A 19,446-nucleotide genomic window follows, 5' to 3' on the forward strand; every position below is an offset into this window, starting at 1 on the left:
TAATATAATATACATCAAAAGCAAAGTAAAAATATATGTATGATCAATGAACAAATATTTAGAAGCCAGTATGAAATATCTCCATCTACCTGTAGTATAATAAGTACAGTTGAAATCCCAACCCTAAAGGTAAAAAATTTTTCTTAGCTTCTATCAGGATTTAGTCAAAAGATAAATTCTATCATAACTGCGATGGTATTAAAGACTATATGGATTCGAAAACAATCGTCTTAAATGATTGTGATAATGTTTGGTCGAACTTGGACATGTTTTTTTGTATACAGATGCCAAATCATTTAAGTACTAACATACTTTACAGCGGGTTTCATAAAAAATCAATGGGAAAATGAAAAAAGATTTTGACGGAAGATGACAAAAGATGACAAGTTGAAGGATGATAGACAATGATGGATGAATTGTTAAAGCGGATCGAAAGGCTGGAATATTATCAACAATTACTACTTGAGATCGTGAATACTAATGATTACCCCTTCACAAAATTAATCATTCAGAAAAAACTAGGGCCGGAAGAAGTTTTGGAATTCCAACATCTTTGTGAATATATGAACAATAAACTCCAAGAACAAAAAGCGGAAGGATTATTATATTTTTATCCGCTTCTTAAAGAGTTCTCTGATAAATTGAACAGAAAACTGGAGGTGAAAGAAACTGTTGAATCCTGTTTACAACAATATCTTTATGTTGAGTTAATGACCGAATTTAAGAAATGCTTACTCGGCTAAACCACTTCTTTTTCCTTGTTATCTTTTTCTTTTATATCCTTATGATGTATGTTCAGTTTTTCTATATCTGTGTATGTTTTTTTGAAAATATCCATAAAGTCATCACCGTATATATTACGGACGATGGCTATTAACTCTAATATATCGGGATATTTGCCATAAATATCTTTCAAAGGCTTAGCACCCATTAAAATTGCATGTTTTGACGGATCAAATTTCTCTAGTAATTCAATGATAAGGTTTTCGCCTTTTTCCGTTAAACGGATATACGTATTTCTTTTATCCTCGACCTTCTTGGAAAAAGTCAAGTAACCCCTTTCTTCCAACTTTTTTGAAAAATTGAAAGCAGTTGAAACATGCATGACACCAAATTTGGCAATATCGGATATGGATGCTCCGTGTAAATGGTAGGCGATCCATAAAATATGATGTTCGTTGATATTCAAATTGTATGGTTTGATCCATTGTTGCCAGTCTTTTTCTATGGCCTTCCAAAGTGCTTTTCCCAATTGTGAAATTTTTTGTGTAAATAAAAGCGCTTCAAGTTTTGAAAAATCTTCCATATCATCACCTTCTACTTTTTGATTTAACATTGTGGTAAAAAAGAGAAAATTAATGAAAACTCAGGCATCCGAGCTTTAGGCGACTCGTGACGTGTAGTAAACCCAATAAAAATAACACTTCATTTCAAATTGAACAAATTCCGACCTTTTACCTATTTCCCTTTTTACACTATTCTGTCATGTATGTTTCAAAAAATTTTATTATATTATTTCAAAATTCTACATTGATCACAAAAAATCCTTTTTATTTTGAAAAAATTTTTTGTTTTTATAATATAACTTTATGGTCGCACCAAAAAAGTTTTACGTAAATTTTTAGAAAAGATTTGTATATCGGTCGAAAATTCCGTAAATTTTAAAAAGTACGCTTTTGGGTAAAGGAAAGAGAACTTGGGTTACTTTCCAAGTTCTCTTTCACTGAAAAGCAATTAGGCGAAGGTCATTTTGCTTCTTTCCATGATTTTCGCGACGATTGGATAGACAATAACAATGGCGATTGTGTTCAACAAAGCTGTTGGCAACACAATTGTTGTAAACATTAACATGAATGCACCATCCAATCCGATTATTAAAAATGCAGAAGCAAGGAATATAGTTCCTGAAATAATCGTGCCAATAGCCGTTAATACAGCATTGCTAATAATGGAACGATTCTTTTTGACTAGAAGGAACAACCCGTAAAATGCAAAAGCCGAGATAAATTTATCAATGATGTTTGGAAAAAAGCCACCTGGTACACCTGTTGTTAATCCGGAGATAATTCCGGTTGCCAGACCGAGTAGGATAACATTTTTCTTATCGGGAAATAGAATAATTGCCAAAAACATCATTAGTAAACTGAAATCCGGTTTCATGCCCCCTGCACCTATACCGGGGATCAATATATGCAATGCAGCCCCAATCCCCACAAATAAAGCCATAATAACTAATTCTTTTGTTTTCATCTCTATTCTCTCCTCCGCTGTTCTCTTCTCAACTTAACTCCTTTTGTATCCTATGATCAAAAGCGAGTTGGTTTGACTGTATTATAACATACGTTTCTTTTCGATAAAAGATATTTTTCAAAAAGTCTGGAAAAGAAGTTTTGATACACGTGCTGTATGCATGTTTGCTCATCTGTATGAAAACGATCTATTTTAAAAGACCATTTGTTTCTTCTCTTTTTATTATATGAGCATAATCATATTTGGTCGGCGATCGATTTAGCGATCTTTTGCAAATCTTCTTTTGTATACTCGCTTGTATGCGTCTTCCAAACGGCACCAAAGCCGTCATCTTCACCATATCGCGGAATCAAATGGACGTGATAATGGAAAACGGATTGTCCAGCATATTCTCCATTGTTGTTTAATAAATTTAACCCAATTGGATTGTATGCATTTTTAATAGCGTTTGCAATTTTCGGTACGGCAGAGAACAGCTTGCTTGCTACATCCGGAGTTAATTCATAAATATTTGCCTGATGGGTTTTCGGAATGACAAGCGTATGTCCTTTTGTCACTTGAGAAATATCAAGGAACGCCAAGACATTTTCATCTTCATATACTTTAGCAGATGGAATTTCTCCGTTTAAAATTTTACAAAAAATACAATCCGACATTTCTATCATCCTTTCTAATTTCATATTGTTACCTATTTTATCATATATTACCAAGAATGGGTAAAAGTAGATGAGGATTGAACAGGAAAATCTTCTGATGTCCGACTTTTTAGGAAAGTGCAGATAATCTCTGTTGAAAATGTAAACATTAACGTAAAAAAGGCAAGACCTGTGTTCAGTAACTGAACATTGGTCTTGCCCGTGCGAAGGGAAAATGAAAGCGGGTTTGTTACTACTCAATCAGGCAGGTTTCTAAAGAATCTAAAGCATTCAAGCTCATCATCCCCGTTTCTTCATAAAAATTATGAACGACTTCGGTTGATGATCTTTGACAAACACCTCATTTATTGAAGTGGGTTTTCTGAATGCATAGCTCTTTTTAAAACGAGTTCAGTATCTTTCGTAAACACCCCATTTGAATAAAAGTTATTTTCCCTTCAAAAATTAGCATAACCAGATTTAAAAAAATCATACGACGACAGAAAAAATTTTTTTATCTGCCGTAAATTTGCTAAACTAAAATTAATATACTGGACAAGCAACGAAAAATAATTCAAAGGAAACATAAAGATATCTTTGACTGTTAAGCAATGTAAAGGAGAATGATCATGAGCTTACTAGAAGTTCGGTCGCTTTCAGGCGGTTATACGAAAAAAAATGTGTTAAATGAAGTGAGTTTTGAAATTGAAAAGGGGGAGATAGTGGCACTGATTGGACTTAATGGGGCCGGCAAAAGTACGACTATCAAGCATGTTATCGGTTTAATGGAACCAAAAAAAGGGGAAATTCGTATAAACGGAAAGACGATTCATGAAGATCGTGACGGTTATCGAAAAAAATTCTCCTATATTCCGGAAACACCGGTCTTGTATGATGAATTAACCCTGGAAGAGCATTTAAAATTGACAGCCATGGCTTATGGGGTGCCGGAGGATGAATATAACCGGCGAATCGATCAATTACTGAAAGAGTTTCGAATGCAAAAAAGGCTAAAATGGTTTCCCTCCCATTTTTCTAAAGGAATGAAACAGAAGGTCATGATCATGTCGGCATTTTTAGTGGAACCTGAACTTTATATTATTGATGAACCGTTTGTAGGATTGGATCCGTTAGCTATACAAAGTCTCTTGCAACTTTTACAAACAAGGCAAAGCAAGGGAGCGGGTATTTTAATGTCTACGCATATTTTAGCAACAGCAGAAAAATATTGTGACCGTTTCGTTATTTTACATAATGGGGAAATCAAAGCAAAAGGGACGATGGAAGAGCTGAGGAAACAATTCAACTTAAAGGATGCCAGTTTGGACGATTTATACATTCAATTGACAAAGGAAGACACCAAAGATGAATAGAGATCGACTTTGGAATGAAAGATTCATGGAGCGCTTAAAAGAGTTGCTTCGTTACGGTAGGTACATATTTAATGACCATCTTTTAATTGTATTACTTTTTGCCGTTGGTGGCGGGGCATACTATTATAAAGACTGGGTAGCAACGTTGGATGAAACATTCCCGACAGCCGGACTTTTTGCGGTTGTTTTTGCCTTATTATTAACGAATGGGACGGTTATTACGTTTTTAAAGGAGGCTGATAAAGTATTTTTGCTTCCTATAGAAACAAATTTGACAAGTTATTTTGTCCGAGCGTACATATTAACAGTCCTGTGGCGGTTATCTATTACGTTCATTGTTTTGCTTATTTTGATACCCATTTATTTGCAAACAACCGGTACCGGAAAAGCATTGCTTGTCTTTAGTGGCTTACTGGTTTTGCTTCAATTTCTCAATCTTTATACTCGCTGGAAAGTTGATTACGATACGGATCAGGCATCGGTTACATGGGATTTAACTGTACGACTGTTATTAAACGGTTTACTGGTGTTCTTTTTTATCAATAAAAGATTTGCGCTTTTTGCGATTGTCTGCATCATTTTCGTTATTTATGCAGTCTATTTTCGTAACAAAATGAAAAACAGCGGGCTCCCGTGGGAACGGTTGATTGTTAATGAAGAGCGAAGAATGGCGTTTTTTTACCGGATTGCGAATTTATTTACGGACGTCCCACAATTACGAAACCGGATAAAACGCAGAAAATGGGCGGATATGTTTATGAAAAGTCGCCGCTGGACACCAAGCAGCACGTATTCGTTTCTCTTTGTTCGAACTTTTTTCAGGAGCGGTGATTATTTCGGTTTGTTTATGCGATTAACTGTCATTGCTGCTCTGCTTATTTGGGGCTTGAACGGTTCATATATTGCTTTTGCGATCGCGATACTTTTTATTTATTTGACCGGTTTCCAACTGATTAGCCTATGGAAACATTATGATGCGGTCATTTGGCCGGATCTTTACCCGGTCGGTGAAGACACAAAGAAAAAAGCCTTTTTAAAAATCATGTTAAATATATTATGGACACAAAATATTATTTTTACGGTTAGCTTCATTACCTCATTTGAATTTCAAAGAGGGCTCCTGTTGTTTCTTGTTTTAAGTGGATTTTGCTATGCTTTTCTTTTTCTTTATTGTAAAAAACGAATTGAAAAACTGGATTGATTCATATACGAGGTGGTCAGGAGATGGAATATGAAAGAAAAGCTTATGATGAGCTTTTACAATGGCAGAGAGAAATCCGAAAGAAAGGGAGTCTTTTGAACCGGATTTCCAAACAAGCACAAAATAAGATGAGTCAACTGATACCTGAAAAAGCTCAAAACGTGATCACTGAGGCTGTGAAAAAAATGGTCACTGCGGTACTATCCGGTTCAAATCTTCTTTTTACCAATGACTTTCCAAAAACATATTCATTGGAAGAAAAAGAAGCACTGATTAAAGAGCAATTGGATAAATATCGAAAAGCTGCGACCGTGGAAGGCGCCGGAACAGGTGCAGGGGGGATTTTACTTGGGTTGGCCGATTTTCCGCTTCTTTTATCAATAAAGTTGAAATTTCTTTATGATGTGGCAAAAATTTATCACTATCCTTTAGATCAATATGAGGAACGACTCTTTTTATTAATGGTTTTCCAACTTGCTTTTTCCAGTGATGAAAAACGGATTGAGACTTTGGAAATAATTGAAAATTGGGATAGAGAAAAAGAGCGGCTCGTTGATCTTGATTGGCAAACATTTCAGCAAGAATATCGCGATCATATTGATTTTGTGAAAATGCTGCAAATGGTGCCGGGAATCGGTGCCGCGGTGGGCGCTTATGCAAATTATAAATTGCTGGACAGATTAGGGGAAACGGCGATATTTTCTTACCGAATGCGTTATTTTAATAATTTAAAAAATATTAGGGTTGAATGATCAGGGGGGATTTGCTTGCTCCCCTTCCCGGCAGTTTTTGTAGTCGTATAGATAGATAATGAATTTCATAGAATAGAAGTTTTTTCATAAAATAAGTAATACTCCTGATATTACATCAAGATCATATCAGGAGTATTTTATTTCGGGTCTTTACAAAATATTAGAAAAATTTCCGTGCCATTCCTTGCCTGTATGGTGCCATAACTTTTAAATTTGATTTTGATATTGCGCAGCTGCAGTGAATAATGTTTTTGCTGCTATTAACATTCCTTGTTCATCAATATCAAATTTCGGGTGATGATGTGGAAAACAGTCTTTCTCATGAACTGGTTTTGCCCCGGTGAAAAAGAAAGTACCTTTCACATGCTGCAAGTAATAGGCAAAATCTTCACCGACCATCCGTTTCTCACATTCTATTACATTAGTGACTCCCGGTACATTTCCGGCACATTTGGCGAGAAATTCCGTCTCCTCTTTATGGTTAACGACAGGCGGATATCCTCGAAAATAATGGTAATCATATGTACAATCATTGGTGAGACAGGTGCCCTTAATCATTTTTTCAATGAATTGTTCAATCTGATTGCGAACTTCTTCGTTAAACGTCCGTACCGTTCCTGTTAACTCCACTTTATCCGGAATTACATTAAATGCATGTCCGCCATTTATTTGCCCAATGGTGACGACTGCAGACTGAATCGGATCAATGAATCGACTAACAATCTGTTGCAAATTTAGGACAAGTTGGCTGGCGGCTACTATTGGATCTTTGGCAGCATGGGGATAGGCTCCGTGTCCGCCTTTCCCGTTTATCGTAATTGAGAAGCGATCGGCGGCAGCCATAATCGGCCCCGTACGAAAAGAAATTTGTCCGACCGGTTCCGTAGACCATAGGTGAGTTCCAAATATAACGTCCACTCCGTCCAAACAGCCGTCTTCGATCATTGACTTTGCCCCGCCCGGAACATATTCTTCCGCATGTTGATGGATAAAAACATATTCCCCGGAAAGCTCATCTTTCAAATCGAAAATGATGCTGGCAACAGATAATAATGTCGCAGTATGTCCGTCATGACCGCAAGCATGCATCACGCCGGGAACGGTTGATTTATAAGGAACGTCTTTTTCATCTTGAATTGGTAAAGCGTCAAAATCTGCCCGCAATGCAACGGTTTTTCCCGGTTTAGCGCAACGGATACGGGCAACTACGCCATTTCCACCGACATTTGTTTGAACTTGGACACCTAAATTTTTATAAAAATTTGCGATATATTTTGCTGTCTCAAATTCTTTAAATGACAGTTCCGGATGTTGGTGCAAATATCTTCTTATTTTTACCATGTGATCATAATTTTTTTCCAATAATTGATAAGCTTTTTCCAACATATTCATCCCCCTGATTCGTATAGAATTATTCATCGATTTCATTCAGACCAATATAATATTCGTTCAAATAGGATGGTCCGGCATACATTTTTATTTTATTAACCTCAATACTTCTGTCTTTTTCGTCGGGGAAAGCAAATTCTTCCATATCTTTCCATGCCTTAAAAGCTTCTTTACTTTTCCAGAAGGTAATAATAAGATACGTATGATTTTTCATTGGCCGTAAAATGCGGGCTGCAAGAAATTCGTCTGCATTGTCCAATCTACGGGGGCGTTTGCTTAATTCATGTTCAAATACCGGAGAATCTTCATCTCTGACCGGAATATAGTGGAATAGTGCGTATCCTTTGACCGGAACACTACCGGTAGATTCCAAGATTTCGTATTTTCTTGGCATTTGGAACACAGTTTTTCCGTTTGTTTCGTGGAACAATAGAGCATGATCAGACCCGAAGAACATGGTAATGTTTTCTTTTTTGAATTTCTCGGCGATTTTTTGTAAAAAGTCTGCAGTGCCTGTCGTTAAATAGACATATTTCATCATATTTCACCTCATTTTATGAGCATATTCGTTTTAAACAAATTGTCGTTAATGGTATGGTTGAATTAGAATGTAATCATTATTTTATTGCAAAATTTGATTTTAGCCAAACCGTTTAAGTTGATCCCACTCGTAGCGGTGTGGAGCGGATGATAGGCCCCTACTGAATACATGTCGGTTTTTGAAATGATTATTATAAAATAATAATGATAATTTAACAAATTTATGACAAATATTAATGAAATCTATACAATGACCGTAAAAACATGTATAGTGATGATGGTCTATTTATAACTATTATAATTTAATAACAAAATTTTTTAACTTTTTATTGAAAATATTTATTTGAACCATAGTACATACAATTGGTTTGGCAATGTTATAATCGAAACTTGCTACCAGCCTGATAAAAATACGAAAGGTGATTACTGTATATGTCCAGACTAAAAAATGACACTTTCTTAAAAGCTGCCAGAGGGGGAAAAACAAATCATATTCCGGTCTGGTATATGCGGCAGGCAGGACGGTCACAACCGGAATACAGGAAATTGAAAGAAAAATACTCTTTATTTGAAATCACCCATCAACCGGAACTTTGTGCCTACGTGACGAGACTGCCGGTTGAACAATATGGTGTAGATGCGGCTATTTTATATAAGGATATTATGACACCGTTACCTGCTATGGGTGTGAACGTTGAAATTAAAGGCGGGTTCGGTCCGGTCATTGATCAGCCGATTCGGACATACCAAGATGTTGAAAGATTGGGGCAAATCGATCCGGAACATGATCTCCCGTTTGTGTTGGATACGATCCGGTTATTAACAACCGAACAATTGACCGTCCCGCTAATCGGGTTTGCCGGGGCACCGTTTACTTTGGCGAGTTATATGATCGAAGGCGGTCCGTCGAAAAACTATAATAAAACAAAGGCGTTTATGTATAGTGAGCCTCGTGCTTGGTTTTTGTTAATGGAGAAACTGGCAGACATGACGATCGCTTATGTAAAAGCACAAATTCATGCCGGAGCCAGTGCAATCCAAATTTTTGATTCTTGGGTGGGTGCATTAAATGTTCAGGACTACCGGAATTTTATGAAGCCGACAATGTTACGGATTTTTTCTGAATTAAAAAAAGAAAATGTTCCACTCATTTTGTTCGGTGTCGGTGCAAGTCACTTAATAATGGAATGGAATGATTTACCTGTTGATGTGATTGGACTGGACTGGCGGTTGGAAATTCGCGATGCCAGGGCGATGGGAATTACGAAAACCTTACAAGGAAACCTTGATCCTGCTGTCCTTCTTGCACCTTGGGAAGTGGTTGAAGAGCGGGTGTCTGACATCCTAACCCAAGGTATTACACAACCGGGATATATTTTTAATTTAGGCCATGGAATCTTTCCTGATATAAAGCCGGAAACGATAAAACGGTTAACCCAATTTATTCATGAATTTAAACAATAACGGTGAAGGTCTGTAGTGATAATAGGACGGCTTTTCGGCAAAATAAATACGAGGTGATACGAATGAGCAAGAAAAAAATCGGGCTTCTCGTTATGGCTTATGGAACCCCGTATACAGAAGAAGATATTGAACCGTATTATACACATATTCGGCATGGCAGAAGACCCGCAGATGAATTAATTGACGATTTAAAAAGTCGTTACCGGGCAATTGGCGGTATTTCACCACTGGCTGAAATAACAAAATCCCAGGCAGAAAAGTTAACGAAATATTTAAATCGTGTTCAAGATGAAGTTGAATTCCAATTGTTTATCGGTTTAAAACATATTCACCCGTTTATTGAAGATGCGGTAAAAGAAATGCATAAAGAAGGAATTACTGAAGCTGTCAGCATTGTTTTAGCACCGCACTACTCGACCTTTAGTATTAAGGGATATAATGAACGGGCGAAAAAAACAGCCGATGAACTCGGTGGAATCCAGATCGTTTCCGTTGACCAATGGTATGATGAACCGAAATTTATTGATTTTTGGGTAAATCAATTAAAAGCTACGATAGAAAAAATGCCGGGAGAAGAGCGCAATCATTCCGTTGTCATTTTCTCGGCACACAGCTTGCCTGAAAAAATTTTACAAGCCGGTGACCCGTACCCCGATCAATTAGCCATGACAGCAAAATTAATAGCTGAGAAAGCCGGTATTGATGCGTATGCTGTTGGTTGGCAAAGTGCCGGTCAAACAGCGGAGCCTTGGCTTGGTCCTGATGTGCAAGACCTAACAAAAGATTTACATAAGGAAAAAGGTTATAAAGCATTTATTTATTGCCCAATCGGGTTTGTTGCAGAACATTTGGAAGTCCTATTTGATAATGATACAGAATGCCAAATCGTCTGTGAAGAAATTGGAGCAAGCTACTACCGCCCGGAAATGCCAAACGATCACGATCAATTCATCGAAGCATTGGCAAATGTTATTTTAAACAGATTAAATGAATAAGGAATATAGAAAGTGAAAAAAGCTGTCTCATCTGATTCTGTTATGATGAGACAGCTTTTTAGTGTTCCGCTTATAAGTTTACCTTTTAACTTTGCCTGTTTTCTGATTATTTTAAGATTAGTCCATATCTTTTAAGCCGATGCATTTATGGCAAACATTTCCATAACATTCATGTTGTTCCTCAATTTCTTCGCCGCATTTTTGGCAATACTTTGAAGGTAGGTTTTGGAAAAATTCGAGAATACTTAAAATCATTTGAATCGCCCCTTTTTTAATTTGTATTACCATTGTATTATAACAAGACGAAAAATGCAACTGTGTATTAAAACAAATTATTTATTCTATCCGCGAGTCAAAATTTGTTATCGAAAGATTTGGGGTAATGTGTGGTAGATAGATGGGTAGCCACTACGGTAATTTTGTCGACGTTAAAAAGAACCTTTAGATTAGGAAATAGTTCGAATAATGTAGTATAGTGAATTTTAGAATACTTGGTATAGGAGGTATCTTTTTGAAATTAACAATTATTGGTCCGTGGGGCGGGTATCCGAAAGTGAATGAAGCGAGTGCCGGGTACATATTAGAGCATGACGGTTTCAATCTTTTAATAGATTGTGGAAGCGGGGTATTGTCAAAACTTCAACAATATATAAAACCAACTGATCTTGATGCTTGTATCATTAGCCACTATCATCCCGATCATAACGCCGATATTGGTGTACTACAACACGCACTTTTAATTGACATGTACTTGACCGGGAATAAAAAAACACTTCCTATCTATGGTCACGATTTTGATAAGGAATCATTTGCAAAGCTTTCTTATAAAGATATTACAATCGGGATAGCTTATGATCCGGAAAATGAGTTAAAAATCGGTCCTTTTTCGATCCGTTTTTTACGCACTGTCCATCCCGTTCCGTGCTTCTCATTCCGAATTGAAGCGGATGGAAAGGTATTTGTGTTTACCGGTGACAGTGCTTTTCAAGAAGCATTTATCGATTTTGCAAAAGATGCAGCGCTTCTTTTGTCCGAATGTAATTTTTATGGTAATATGGATGGCAGTAGAGCCGGCCATATGAACAGTAGGGATGTAGGAAAATTAGCCGATCAAGCGCAAGTCCAAAGACTGATTTTGACTCATTTGCCTCATTATGGCAATCTTGAACAATTAGTTTCGGAGGCCGGTGAACGATACAAGGGACCAATTCACTTGGCCAAACTTGGGGATATATGGACGATATAGGAGGAGTCTTACATGCTTTACGTTGATAATAAAGGAATAAATGACCCGCAAATGAATCTGGCCATTGAGGAGTACATATTAAGAAATTTAGATATCAATGAGTCTTATTTACTTTTTTATGTAAACGGGCCGTCAATTATCATCGGTCGTAATCAAAATACGATTGAAGAAATTAATACCGAGTACGTTGAGGCAAATGATATTAAAGTGGTCCGTCGAATGAGCGGCGGTGGTGCGGTATACCACGATTTAGGCAACTTAAATTACAGTTTTATTACGAAAGATGAAGGCAATAGCATCCAAGATAATTTCAAAAAATTTACGAAACCGGTAATTGATGCGTTACGAAAACTAGGTGCCAATGCAGAATTGATGGGGAGAAACGATATTGAAATCGACGGTCGCAAAGTTTCCGGTACTGCCCAATTTGCAACGGGCGGCAGAATGTACACCCACGGAACTTTGATGTTAAACTCCAATTTGGATAATGTCACAAAAGCATTGAAACCGAAAAAGGAAAAAATTGAATCCAAAGGTGTTAAATCTGTTCGTGCTCGGGTCGGTAATATTTCCGAATTTATTGATCGGCAAATGACGATTGAAGAGTTTAAACAGTTTATTTTAGAAAATGTATTTGAAGCGGAAGGCAGTGAAATTAAAGAATACGTACTGACGGATGAAGATTGGAAAAACATCGAGGAATTATCAAAATTGAAATATCAAACATGGGAATGGAATTACGGAAAATCACCGAAATCCAATATTCAAAATTCAAAACGTTTCCCGGTTGGTACCATTGATGTTCGTTTACAAGTTGATAAAGGCATTATTCAAAATGTGAAAATTTACGGGGATTTCTTTGGCTGGGGGGATGTAGCGGATATTGAAACAAAATTGAAAAACGTTCGCTATAATAAATCTGCCTTACAAGACGCATTAAAAGATATAGATATAAAGTATTACTTTGGCAATATCGAAATGGAAGATTTCTTAAATTTAATATACTGATTTTCAAAGGCTGTCCAAAGTGTTGACTTTCCTTTTTGGACAGCCTTTCTCTACTCTCAGCGGTTGTGTGGAGAGGAATCTATCAGCTTGCATTAGAATATACTTGACACATAAATTTTTGCAATTATAATTAATTTATTACTAATTTGTTTTTTGAATATAATGGTTAACACCAAAACTGTAAAGCTTACACGCAAAGGATAATATTTGGGGTTGTACGAATGGCGGATTTTGCATAAAATTTCCGTCAAACGTTTTTTGGTGCTAATCAGATAAACTACTTTGGAGGGAAATGGTTAATGGGGAAGTTGAGAAAAAGTGTTTCTTTCATCTTGCTTGCGAGTCTGTTAATTCTTGCAGGTTGCACGTCAAATAAAGAGTCTTCATCCGGTGGAAACGGCGGCTCAAATTCGAAAAGTGGAGGAGGAGAAACATATACAATTGGAATCAGCCAATATGTGAATCACCCGTCTTTGGATGCGGCAACGGAAGGGTTTAAAAAAGCATTGAAAGAATCAGGGTTAAAGGTGAAATATGATGAGCAAAACGCTCAAAATGATCCGAATAATGCCAAAACCGTGGCACAAAATCTTGTTAACAGCGGGGTTGACTTAATTTTTGCCAATGCAACACCAAGCGCTCAGGCAGCTGCGGGTGCGACAAGCGATATTCCAATCGTATTTACCTCGGTAACCGACCCGATTGGAGCTGAATTAGTAAAATCAATGGAATCACCCGGAGGAAATGTGACGGGAACGGCAGATATGCATCCCGACTCGATTCCGAATACAATTAAATTTATTGATGAACAAATGGATGTAAAAAAAGTCGGAACAATTTATAATGCCGGTGAACAAAATTCAGTGAAACAAATCGATGAAATGAAAAAAGCGATAAAAGGTACTGATTTACAATTGGTCGAAAAAATTGTGGCTAATACTTCTGAAGTTAAGCAAGCTGCAGATGCACTTGTTGACAGTGTTGATGTGATATATATTGTTACAGATAACACGGTTGTTTCGGGATTAGAATCCGTCATACAAGTTGCCCAGAGCAAGGATATTCCATTATTTGTCGGAGAATTGGACTCCGTTAAACGGGGTGGATTTGCTGCATACGGTTTTGACTATGCCGATATCGGTTATGAAGCCGGACAACTTGCAATTCAAATTTTAAAGGATGGGAAGAAACCTAGTGAACTTCCTGCCCAATATCCGCAAAAATTGAAGCTGGTTATTAACAAAACCGCTGCTAAAGAAATGGGGATTCAAATAAAGCCGGAATGGGATGAATTGGCGGAATATGTTGAATGATATCGTGAAGAAGAAGCGTACCAAATTGGTTTAATGGGCAATCCATAGAGCATGGATTGAAGTTTCACCAAATATATTGTATAGCAATCTATAATAACGGAGTCAGTCATATATGTCTGTACTCCTTTATTATTTCATGGTCATATATTCTAGTAATCTTTTGAAATACAAACTTGTTTTGTGTTCTTTTTGTTACATGTGGATTTTAGGAGGGGTTGTTTTGGAAACGAATGTACTGGATAAACCTGCAAACCAATTTAAACTTGGTTTACAAGGCGGTGCTACAATTGCCATCGGGTATATGCCGGTTGCAATTACATATGGGTTTATTGCCAAAACAACGGGGCTGACTCTGGGTGAAACCATTTTAATGAGCCTCATTGTTTATGCGGGTGCATCCCAATATATGTCTCTGGATATGATTTCTAAACAGATTGGAGTCATTGAAATTATTTTGACGACGTTCATCGTTAATATTCGTCACTTGTTGATGAGTGCATCGTTAAACGAAAAAGTAGAGCAAGACAAACCGATCAAAAAGGCGCTTTATGCTTTCGGTATCACTGATGAAACTTTTTCTGTCGCAGCGGTTCAGAAAGAAAAATTGACAACTGGTTATATGTTTGGACTAACGTTCATAGCTTATAGTAGCTGGGTTTGTTTTTCCGGTGTAGGCTATATTGTTGGTGCCAGTCTTCCTGAACTTTTTCAAGAAGGAATGTCGATTGCGCTTTATGCAATGTTCATCGGGCTGTTAGTGCCGTCGATGAAAGGGAGTAGGAAAGTTGTCTTTCTCGCAACAGTTGCTGCCTTATTTAATAGTTTATTTGTTATGACGGAAGTTTTGTCAACGGGTTGGGCAATTGTTTGTTCAACATTAATTTCGTCATGCCTTGTTGAACTCATTATTCTGTTGAAGAAAGGGAAGGAGGATGGACCGAGTGAATAGCCAAATTGTTTGGATGATTATTGGAATGGGACTGGCTACGTACATTCCGAGAATGATTCCCCTTGTTATCTTACAAAAATTGCAACTACCCGTGTTTTTGCAAAATATCCTGCAAAACGTCCCTTATGCGATTCTTGGTGCACTCATATTCCCAGGCGTATTTTTTATTCATGAGGACATCTGGTTCGGGGTTGTTGGTGCGGCGATTGCTTTTACCTTTGCCTCTTTTTTCTCGAATGTTGTTGTTGTCGTAATCGGGTCAATCTTTGCATTGTCTGTCGTTTCTTTTTATTTTTAATTTTTAATTTAGAAAAACAAGGGGAACATACAAAAGTGGGATACTAACAAATGGTTGGTGAATAGGTTGAGAAAGAAAATAATCCTCATCTTCTTGACATGTTATGTTTTATTTATCGGTTTTCTTTATTTGTATTTATTTAATTGGAACACGGGAGCGCTGTCGGCGGATGAAATAGGAACCGCGGTAGATCCGGCAACCTTCCTTACTGGAGAAGAATTGGTCTTGTCCGAGCAATATTCAAATATCCGGAATCTTTTGTTTTTCTTGGGAATTCCGTATGAATGGCTGTTTTATTTGCTCATTTTACTGCTTGGAATTGGAAAAGTTTTTGAAAAATGGGCAGAATCAACTTCAAAAAGATGGCTGTTTAAAAGTGCGATTTTCACCTTTTGTTTATCCTTTGCTTCTTTTTTATTCTTTTTTCCACTGGGATTTGTCGGCTACCGGTTATCAAAAAGTTACGGTCTTTCGAATGAAACGTTCCATGGTTGGATGCGGGATCAACTAATTGACTTTTGGATTAAATGGGTGTTTTTATTTATTATCGTCACATTCCTGTATTGGTTAATCAGGAAAAGTGAAAAACGCTGGTGGTTATATGCTTGGTTTCTCTCCATACCATTTACAGTATTTATGATGTTTATCCAGCCGGTTATCATTGATCCTTTATACAATGATTTTTATCCGTTAAAAGACAAGGCTTTGGAAGATAAAATTCTTTCGTTGGCAGCTAAGGCGGATATCCCCGCAGAGCATGTCTATGAAGTAAATATGTCGGAAAAAACAAATACGCTCAATGCCTATGTGACAGGAATCGGTTCGAATTCGCGAATTGTCTTATGGGATACAACATTAACGAAATTAGATGACGAGGAAATTTTGTTTATCATGGCTCATGAGATGGCCCATTATGTTGAAAAACATATTTATTTCGGGATTGCCGGTACTCTATTGTTATTATTGGCAGGGTTATTTATAACGGCAAAATTGTTGGACGTTTTATGTGATAAATATGGCGGGATATTGAGGATTTCTGACAAAACAAACCTTTCTTCTTTACCACTTATTTTACTTATTTTATCGGTCTTGTCCTTTGCAGCAAGCCCGATATCCAATGCCGTCAGTCGTTATCAAGAAGAACGAGCCGACCGTTATGCCATTGAAATGACAAGAGATGTCGATGCAGGGATTTCAACTTTTCATGAATTAACAAGAGCAGGACTTAGTCAAGTAAATCCACCGAAACTTGTGAAATGGTTTCGATATGGCCATCCGACCATGAAGGAGCGGATTGAAATGATTGAAACATATGAGCAAAATAAGTAGATGCTGTTATTCAGGGTCCGGGCAAAAGAAAAGGTCCGGGCCTTAACTTTTTACTGGAATTGATTTTGTCGCAAAGCTTCATTATCGGTGGTTTAAACTGGATGGGGGAAACGAAGACCCAGAAAAAAACTGCTAAAACAGCAGTTAGAAGGTTGCTTGTAAAACTTAAGCTAAGCATTTAATTGTTCTTCTATTTCTGTCAATTGTTTTGCAAGAAGGAAAAATGATTCTCTATCACATTGATCAATTGCTTCATCAATTTTTTCTTTAATCACTCTTCTCTTTTCCTTTAAGAGTGCTTCTTGAATCAACAAATCGATGTAGACCGATTGAATAAATTTATCCTTTTGTTGTGTATTCTCTAATGATGCTTTTGTCAATTCAGCAAAAGAATTTTCCCTTTTCATAACGTTTCCTCCTCTCATTTTTTACTTCCCTTAGACTTCAGCCGACGAAAAATAATTATTAGTAACATTATATTCGTAAACGGGTAAAAACTCAACCTATTTTATCTAATGTTCAGAAAAAGTTTTAAATGGTGATTGTTATATTTATTTATAAAAATACAAAATGTCTATGGACTATATAGAAAAAACATGATAAAATAAAACTGTATGTGTGCTTAAAATAAAAAGGAGGAAATTATGTCGCAGAAAGTGGTAAAAACATGTTTTGAATTTCAATTTGATTCAATGATTATGGCCATCATCCCCGAGCAGTATGGCAGCAAATTATATTCAAGGGTATTAAAAACAGATGGAGAAGTGTTGATTCCGTACAGTCCCTTGGAAGTTATAAAGAAAAGTTGTCATTTATATGCTTCCAGTTTTGAAGGAAGAAAAGAAGGGACAAAGGAGTTAATTGGTGTCACACATAAACCGCCCATCGTCATTGATCCGATTCAATCCATTTACTTTTTTCCGACTGCATCCCCGAAACAACGGCATTGTATGTGGATTTCCCACAGTCATGTTCTGGCCTATAATAATGCGGGAAGTCTGAATACGGAAGTTATTTTTACTAATAAAATGAGGCTTCAAGTTCCGATGTCATGCGGATCTTTTGATAAGCAAATGTTAAGAACGGCATTGTTAAAAACAAAAATTGACCCAAGATTTATTCAAGCTGAAAGAAACAGACAAATTTTGTATCAAAGGTTTGAACAAGGGCTTGAGGCAATGGAAAGAAGAAGTCATTATGACGTATCTTTGGACGAGCCTTTTGGACGATCATATTGGTCGTCAAATCGTTTAAATAAATAATTTGTCAATAAACTTTCAACGTAATTACGTAATCGCGGATTGAAATAACTGTGATATTCTTCATACCCCTTGTAAATGAACAGGTAAGTCGTAAATGTATCATCCCATTTCGTTTTTTGTACTTTCATCCCTTGCTTTTTTAACTCTCTTTTTACATAATATAATTCTTTATGGACAAGATTTAATATGTGTTCGACTAGTTCAATATATGGATTCGGCAGTTTGAACGGACTGCTTTTAAATACAGATAAATCTTTTTCCAATACTTTAATTAACATTGGGTAATAAATGGCTTTTTCTAATAAATCCCTGCTTTCTGAAGGAATCCTTGTCATTTTCCCTTCCTCCTCAAGAACAAAAGTTCGTATATACGAATATCTTATTAAAATTTCTTCTAAAATGCAAACCGCTATTACTGAAATCCCTCTCTTTTTTTATACGTTAAGAAAGTATAAATTTCCAGCAAAGAAGCGAATTCGACGTAGTTGGAAATTTTAAGAATTAAGTATAAGTGCTCTTGCGGCTCTGCTTTCGCCTAAAGGCTCGGCAATCGCCGAGTTTTCTTTACAAAACCGGCTAAAATCCGGAAAATTCAAATCATCCTTTTCCAATGATATAATTGGTTTTATTAACAAATGGTAAAATAAAATAAAAGGATTTTTTGATCTTTCTATTTTGGTCATATTTTATGATATAATTTTCTAAAAAACACTGAAGGGTTTCATCATACTGCTTGTAATCTGACCAAGGGAGATTTTATATGGATTTTTCGAATATGCAAGAAAACCTTATGGAATTAATTCAAGATTACCGTTCTTTTGGTCCAATACCCGGACTGGTTTTACCGATAATTGAAGCCTTCTTACCTTTTTTACCTTTATTCGTATTTGTGACTGCCAATGCAAGTGCATTCGGGTTGGGATGGGGTTTTTTGTTTTCATGGATTGGTGCATGTACCGGTGCGTTGATTGTTTTCTCAATTGTTCGGAAATATGGACAGAAACGGTTTTTAGCGTTTTTAAAAAATCATAAACAAGTGAAAAGACTTGTAGACTGGGTGGACAGGCATGGATTCGGACCTTTATTCTTGTTAATGTGTTTTCCGTTTACACCTTCTGCAGTCGTGAATATTGTCGCCGGTTTATCGAGAATAAGTATTTATCAATATGGTGTGGCGGTATTAGCAGGAAAAATGGTCATGATTTTTAGTATCAGCTATATCGGACATGATATCCCGTCATTAATCCATAATCCAAAAAAGACGATTATACTAGGGATTGTGATTGTCATTCTCTGGTATATTGGTAAGCGAATTGAGGCCCATCTGGATAAAAAAATAGAATCGGATCGAATCTCGAATTTGAAATCAAGGGAAAAGGGTGAGCAAGACGAATAATCGAGGCTCTTTCTGAAAATGTCGTTTAAAGTTATGTAAGGAGGCA

The 19,446-nt window shown here is 36.7% G+C and carries 22 protein-coding genes; 14 read left to right on the top strand and 8 right to left on the bottom strand.

Annotation, left to right across the window (positions count from 1 at the left end; translation table 11 throughout):
- Positions 1-404 precede the first annotated feature (404 nt).
- Positions 405-743 (top strand): DUF1878 family protein, encoded by a 339-nt coding sequence (locus BT1A1_RS05805; RefSeq protein ID WP_051989029.1) that lies wholly within the window; start codon positions 405-407, stop codon positions 741-743.
- On the opposite strand, the gene BT1A1_RS05810 is transcribed toward BT1A1_RS05805, so the two are convergent.
- The 3 genes from BT1A1_RS05810 to BT1A1_RS05820 form a co-directional block, all read right to left on the bottom strand.
- Positions 740-1,306 (bottom strand): HTH-type transcriptional regulator Hpr, encoded by a 567-nt coding sequence (locus BT1A1_RS05810; RefSeq protein ID WP_034769044.1) that lies wholly within the window; start codon positions 1,304-1,306, stop codon positions 740-742. The genes BT1A1_RS05805 and BT1A1_RS05810 overlap by 4 nt on opposite strands.
- Positions 1,307-1,734: 428 nt before the next feature.
- Positions 1,735-2,250 carry a tryptophan transporter gene (locus BT1A1_RS05815; RefSeq protein ID WP_034769046.1) on the bottom strand — a complete coding sequence of 172 codons (516 nt, stop codon included), beginning with the start codon at positions 2,248-2,250 and terminating at the stop codon, positions 1,735-1,737.
- Between the two features lie 236 nt (positions 2,251-2,486).
- The gene (locus tag BT1A1_RS05820) at positions 2,487-2,906 is read right to left on the bottom strand and encodes an HIT family protein (protein WP_034769048.1); all 420 of its coding nucleotides are present in this window, start codon (positions 2,904-2,906) and stop codon (positions 2,487-2,489) included.
- Positions 2,907-3,508: 602 nt separating this feature from the next.
- Here BT1A1_RS05820 and BT1A1_RS05825 point away from each other — a divergent pair.
- The 3 genes from BT1A1_RS05825 to BT1A1_RS05835 are packed head-to-tail and all read left to right on the top strand — an operon-like array spanning position 3,509 to position 6,211.
- The gene (locus BT1A1_RS05825) at positions 3,509-4,258 is read left to right on the top strand and encodes an ABC transporter ATP-binding protein (protein WP_269147486.1); all 750 of its coding nucleotides are present in this window, start codon (positions 3,509-3,511) and stop codon (positions 4,256-4,258) included.
- Positions 4,251-5,459, top strand: coding sequence for an ABC transporter permease (locus BT1A1_RS05830; protein WP_034769052.1), 1,209 nt, complete (start codon positions 4,251-4,253; stop codon positions 5,457-5,459). Before BT1A1_RS05825 ends, BT1A1_RS05830 begins: the two co-directional genes overlap by 8 nt.
- Before the next feature lie 23 nt (positions 5,460-5,482).
- Positions 5,483-6,211 (top strand): EcsC family protein, encoded by a 729-nt coding sequence (locus BT1A1_RS05835; protein WP_034769053.1) that lies wholly within the window; start codon positions 5,483-5,485, stop codon positions 6,209-6,211.
- Between the two features lie 207 nt (positions 6,212-6,418).
- Here BT1A1_RS05835 and BT1A1_RS05840 read toward each other — a convergent pair whose 3' ends face one another.
- Positions 6,419-7,597 carry a M20 metallopeptidase family protein gene (locus BT1A1_RS05840; RefSeq protein WP_034769055.1) on the bottom strand — a complete coding sequence of 393 codons (1,179 nt, stop codon included), beginning with the start codon at positions 7,595-7,597 and terminating at the stop codon, positions 6,419-6,421.
- 25 nt (positions 7,598-7,622) lie between these two features.
- Positions 7,623-8,138: an antibiotic biosynthesis monooxygenase family protein gene (locus BT1A1_RS05845; protein ID WP_051989030.1), complete on the bottom strand. Its 516-nt coding sequence runs from the start codon at positions 8,136-8,138 to the stop codon at positions 7,623-7,625.
- 434 nt (positions 8,139-8,572) lie between these two features.
- On the opposite strand from BT1A1_RS05845, the gene hemE reads away from it, so the two are divergent.
- Together hemE and hemH are read left to right on the top strand one after the other, a co-directional pair.
- The gene (hemE, locus tag BT1A1_RS05850) at positions 8,573-9,604 is read left to right on the top strand and encodes a uroporphyrinogen decarboxylase (RefSeq protein ID WP_034769059.1); all 1,032 of its coding nucleotides are present in this window, start codon (positions 8,573-8,575) and stop codon (positions 9,602-9,604) included.
- A 62-nt stretch (positions 9,605-9,666) separates the two neighbouring features.
- Positions 9,667-10,599 (top strand): ferrochelatase, encoded by a 933-nt coding sequence (hemH, locus tag BT1A1_RS05855; protein WP_034769061.1) that lies wholly within the window; start codon positions 9,667-9,669, stop codon positions 10,597-10,599.
- Between the two features lie 117 nt (positions 10,600-10,716).
- On the opposite strand, the gene yhfH is transcribed toward hemH, so the two are convergent.
- Positions 10,717-10,854, bottom strand: a complete 138-nt coding sequence (gene yhfH / locus BT1A1_RS17830) for a protein YhfH (protein ID WP_072012652.1) — start codon at positions 10,852-10,854, stop codon at positions 10,717-10,719.
- A gap of 256 nt (positions 10,855-11,110) precedes the next feature.
- On the opposite strand from yhfH, the gene BT1A1_RS05860 reads away from it, so the two are divergent.
- The 6 genes from BT1A1_RS05860 (at position 11,111) to BT1A1_RS05885 (ending at position 16,742) form a co-directional block, all read left to right on the top strand.
- Positions 11,111-11,845, top strand: coding sequence for an MBL fold metallo-hydrolase (locus BT1A1_RS05860; RefSeq protein WP_034769063.1), 735 nt, complete (start codon positions 11,111-11,113; stop codon positions 11,843-11,845).
- Between the two features lie 12 nt (positions 11,846-11,857).
- Positions 11,858-12,853, top strand: a complete 996-nt coding sequence (locus BT1A1_RS05865; protein WP_034769065.1) for a lipoate--protein ligase — start codon at positions 11,858-11,860, stop codon at positions 12,851-12,853.
- Between the two features lie 299 nt (positions 12,854-13,152).
- A complete protein-coding gene (locus BT1A1_RS05870) occupies positions 13,153-14,166 on the top strand; it encodes an ABC transporter substrate-binding protein (protein WP_034769067.1) in 1,014 nt (337 codons plus the stop codon).
- Positions 14,167-14,386: 220 nt separating this feature from the next.
- Positions 14,387-15,115, top strand: coding sequence for an AzlC family ABC transporter permease (locus BT1A1_RS05875; protein ID WP_034769069.1), 729 nt, complete (start codon positions 14,387-14,389; stop codon positions 15,113-15,115).
- A complete protein-coding gene (locus BT1A1_RS05880) occupies positions 15,108-15,413 on the top strand; it encodes an AzlD domain-containing protein (RefSeq protein WP_034769071.1) in 306 nt (101 codons plus the stop codon). The genes BT1A1_RS05875 and BT1A1_RS05880 overlap by 8 nt, the downstream gene beginning before the upstream one ends.
- A 66-nt stretch (positions 15,414-15,479) precedes the next feature.
- A complete protein-coding gene (locus BT1A1_RS05885) occupies positions 15,480-16,742 on the top strand; it encodes a M48 family metallopeptidase (protein WP_043988190.1) in 1,263 nt (420 codons plus the stop codon).
- Positions 16,743-16,912: 170 nt separating this feature from the next.
- Here BT1A1_RS05885 and BT1A1_RS05890 read toward each other — a convergent pair whose 3' ends face one another.
- Positions 16,913-17,149, bottom strand: coding sequence for an IDEAL domain-containing protein (locus tag BT1A1_RS05890; RefSeq protein WP_034769073.1), 237 nt, complete (start codon positions 17,147-17,149; stop codon positions 16,913-16,915).
- A 237-nt stretch (positions 17,150-17,386) separates the two neighbouring features.
- On the opposite strand from BT1A1_RS05890, the gene BT1A1_RS05895 reads away from it, so the two are divergent.
- A complete protein-coding gene (locus tag BT1A1_RS05895; RefSeq protein ID WP_051989031.1) occupies positions 17,387-18,004 on the top strand; it encodes a competence protein ComK in 618 nt (205 codons plus the stop codon).
- On the opposite strand, the gene BT1A1_RS05900 is transcribed toward BT1A1_RS05895, so the two are convergent.
- Positions 17,938-18,339 carry a YhjD family protein gene (locus tag BT1A1_RS05900; protein ID WP_034769075.1) on the bottom strand — a complete coding sequence of 134 codons (402 nt, stop codon included), beginning with the start codon at positions 18,337-18,339 and terminating at the stop codon, positions 17,938-17,940. The genes BT1A1_RS05895 and BT1A1_RS05900 overlap by 67 nt on opposite strands.
- 425 nt (positions 18,340-18,764) lie before the next feature.
- Here BT1A1_RS05900 and BT1A1_RS05905 point away from each other — a divergent pair, with 425 nt between their 5' ends.
- Complete coding sequence (locus BT1A1_RS05905; RefSeq protein ID WP_034769077.1) at positions 18,765-19,400, top strand: TVP38/TMEM64 family protein; 636 nt, start codon at positions 18,765-18,767, stop codon at positions 19,398-19,400.
- Positions 19,401-19,446: the final 46 nt, after the last annotated feature.

This window comes from Caldibacillus thermoamylovorans (assembly GCF_000751775.1).
GTDB lineage: Bacteria > Bacillota > Bacilli > Bacillales > Caldibacillaceae > Caldifermentibacillus > Caldifermentibacillus hisashii.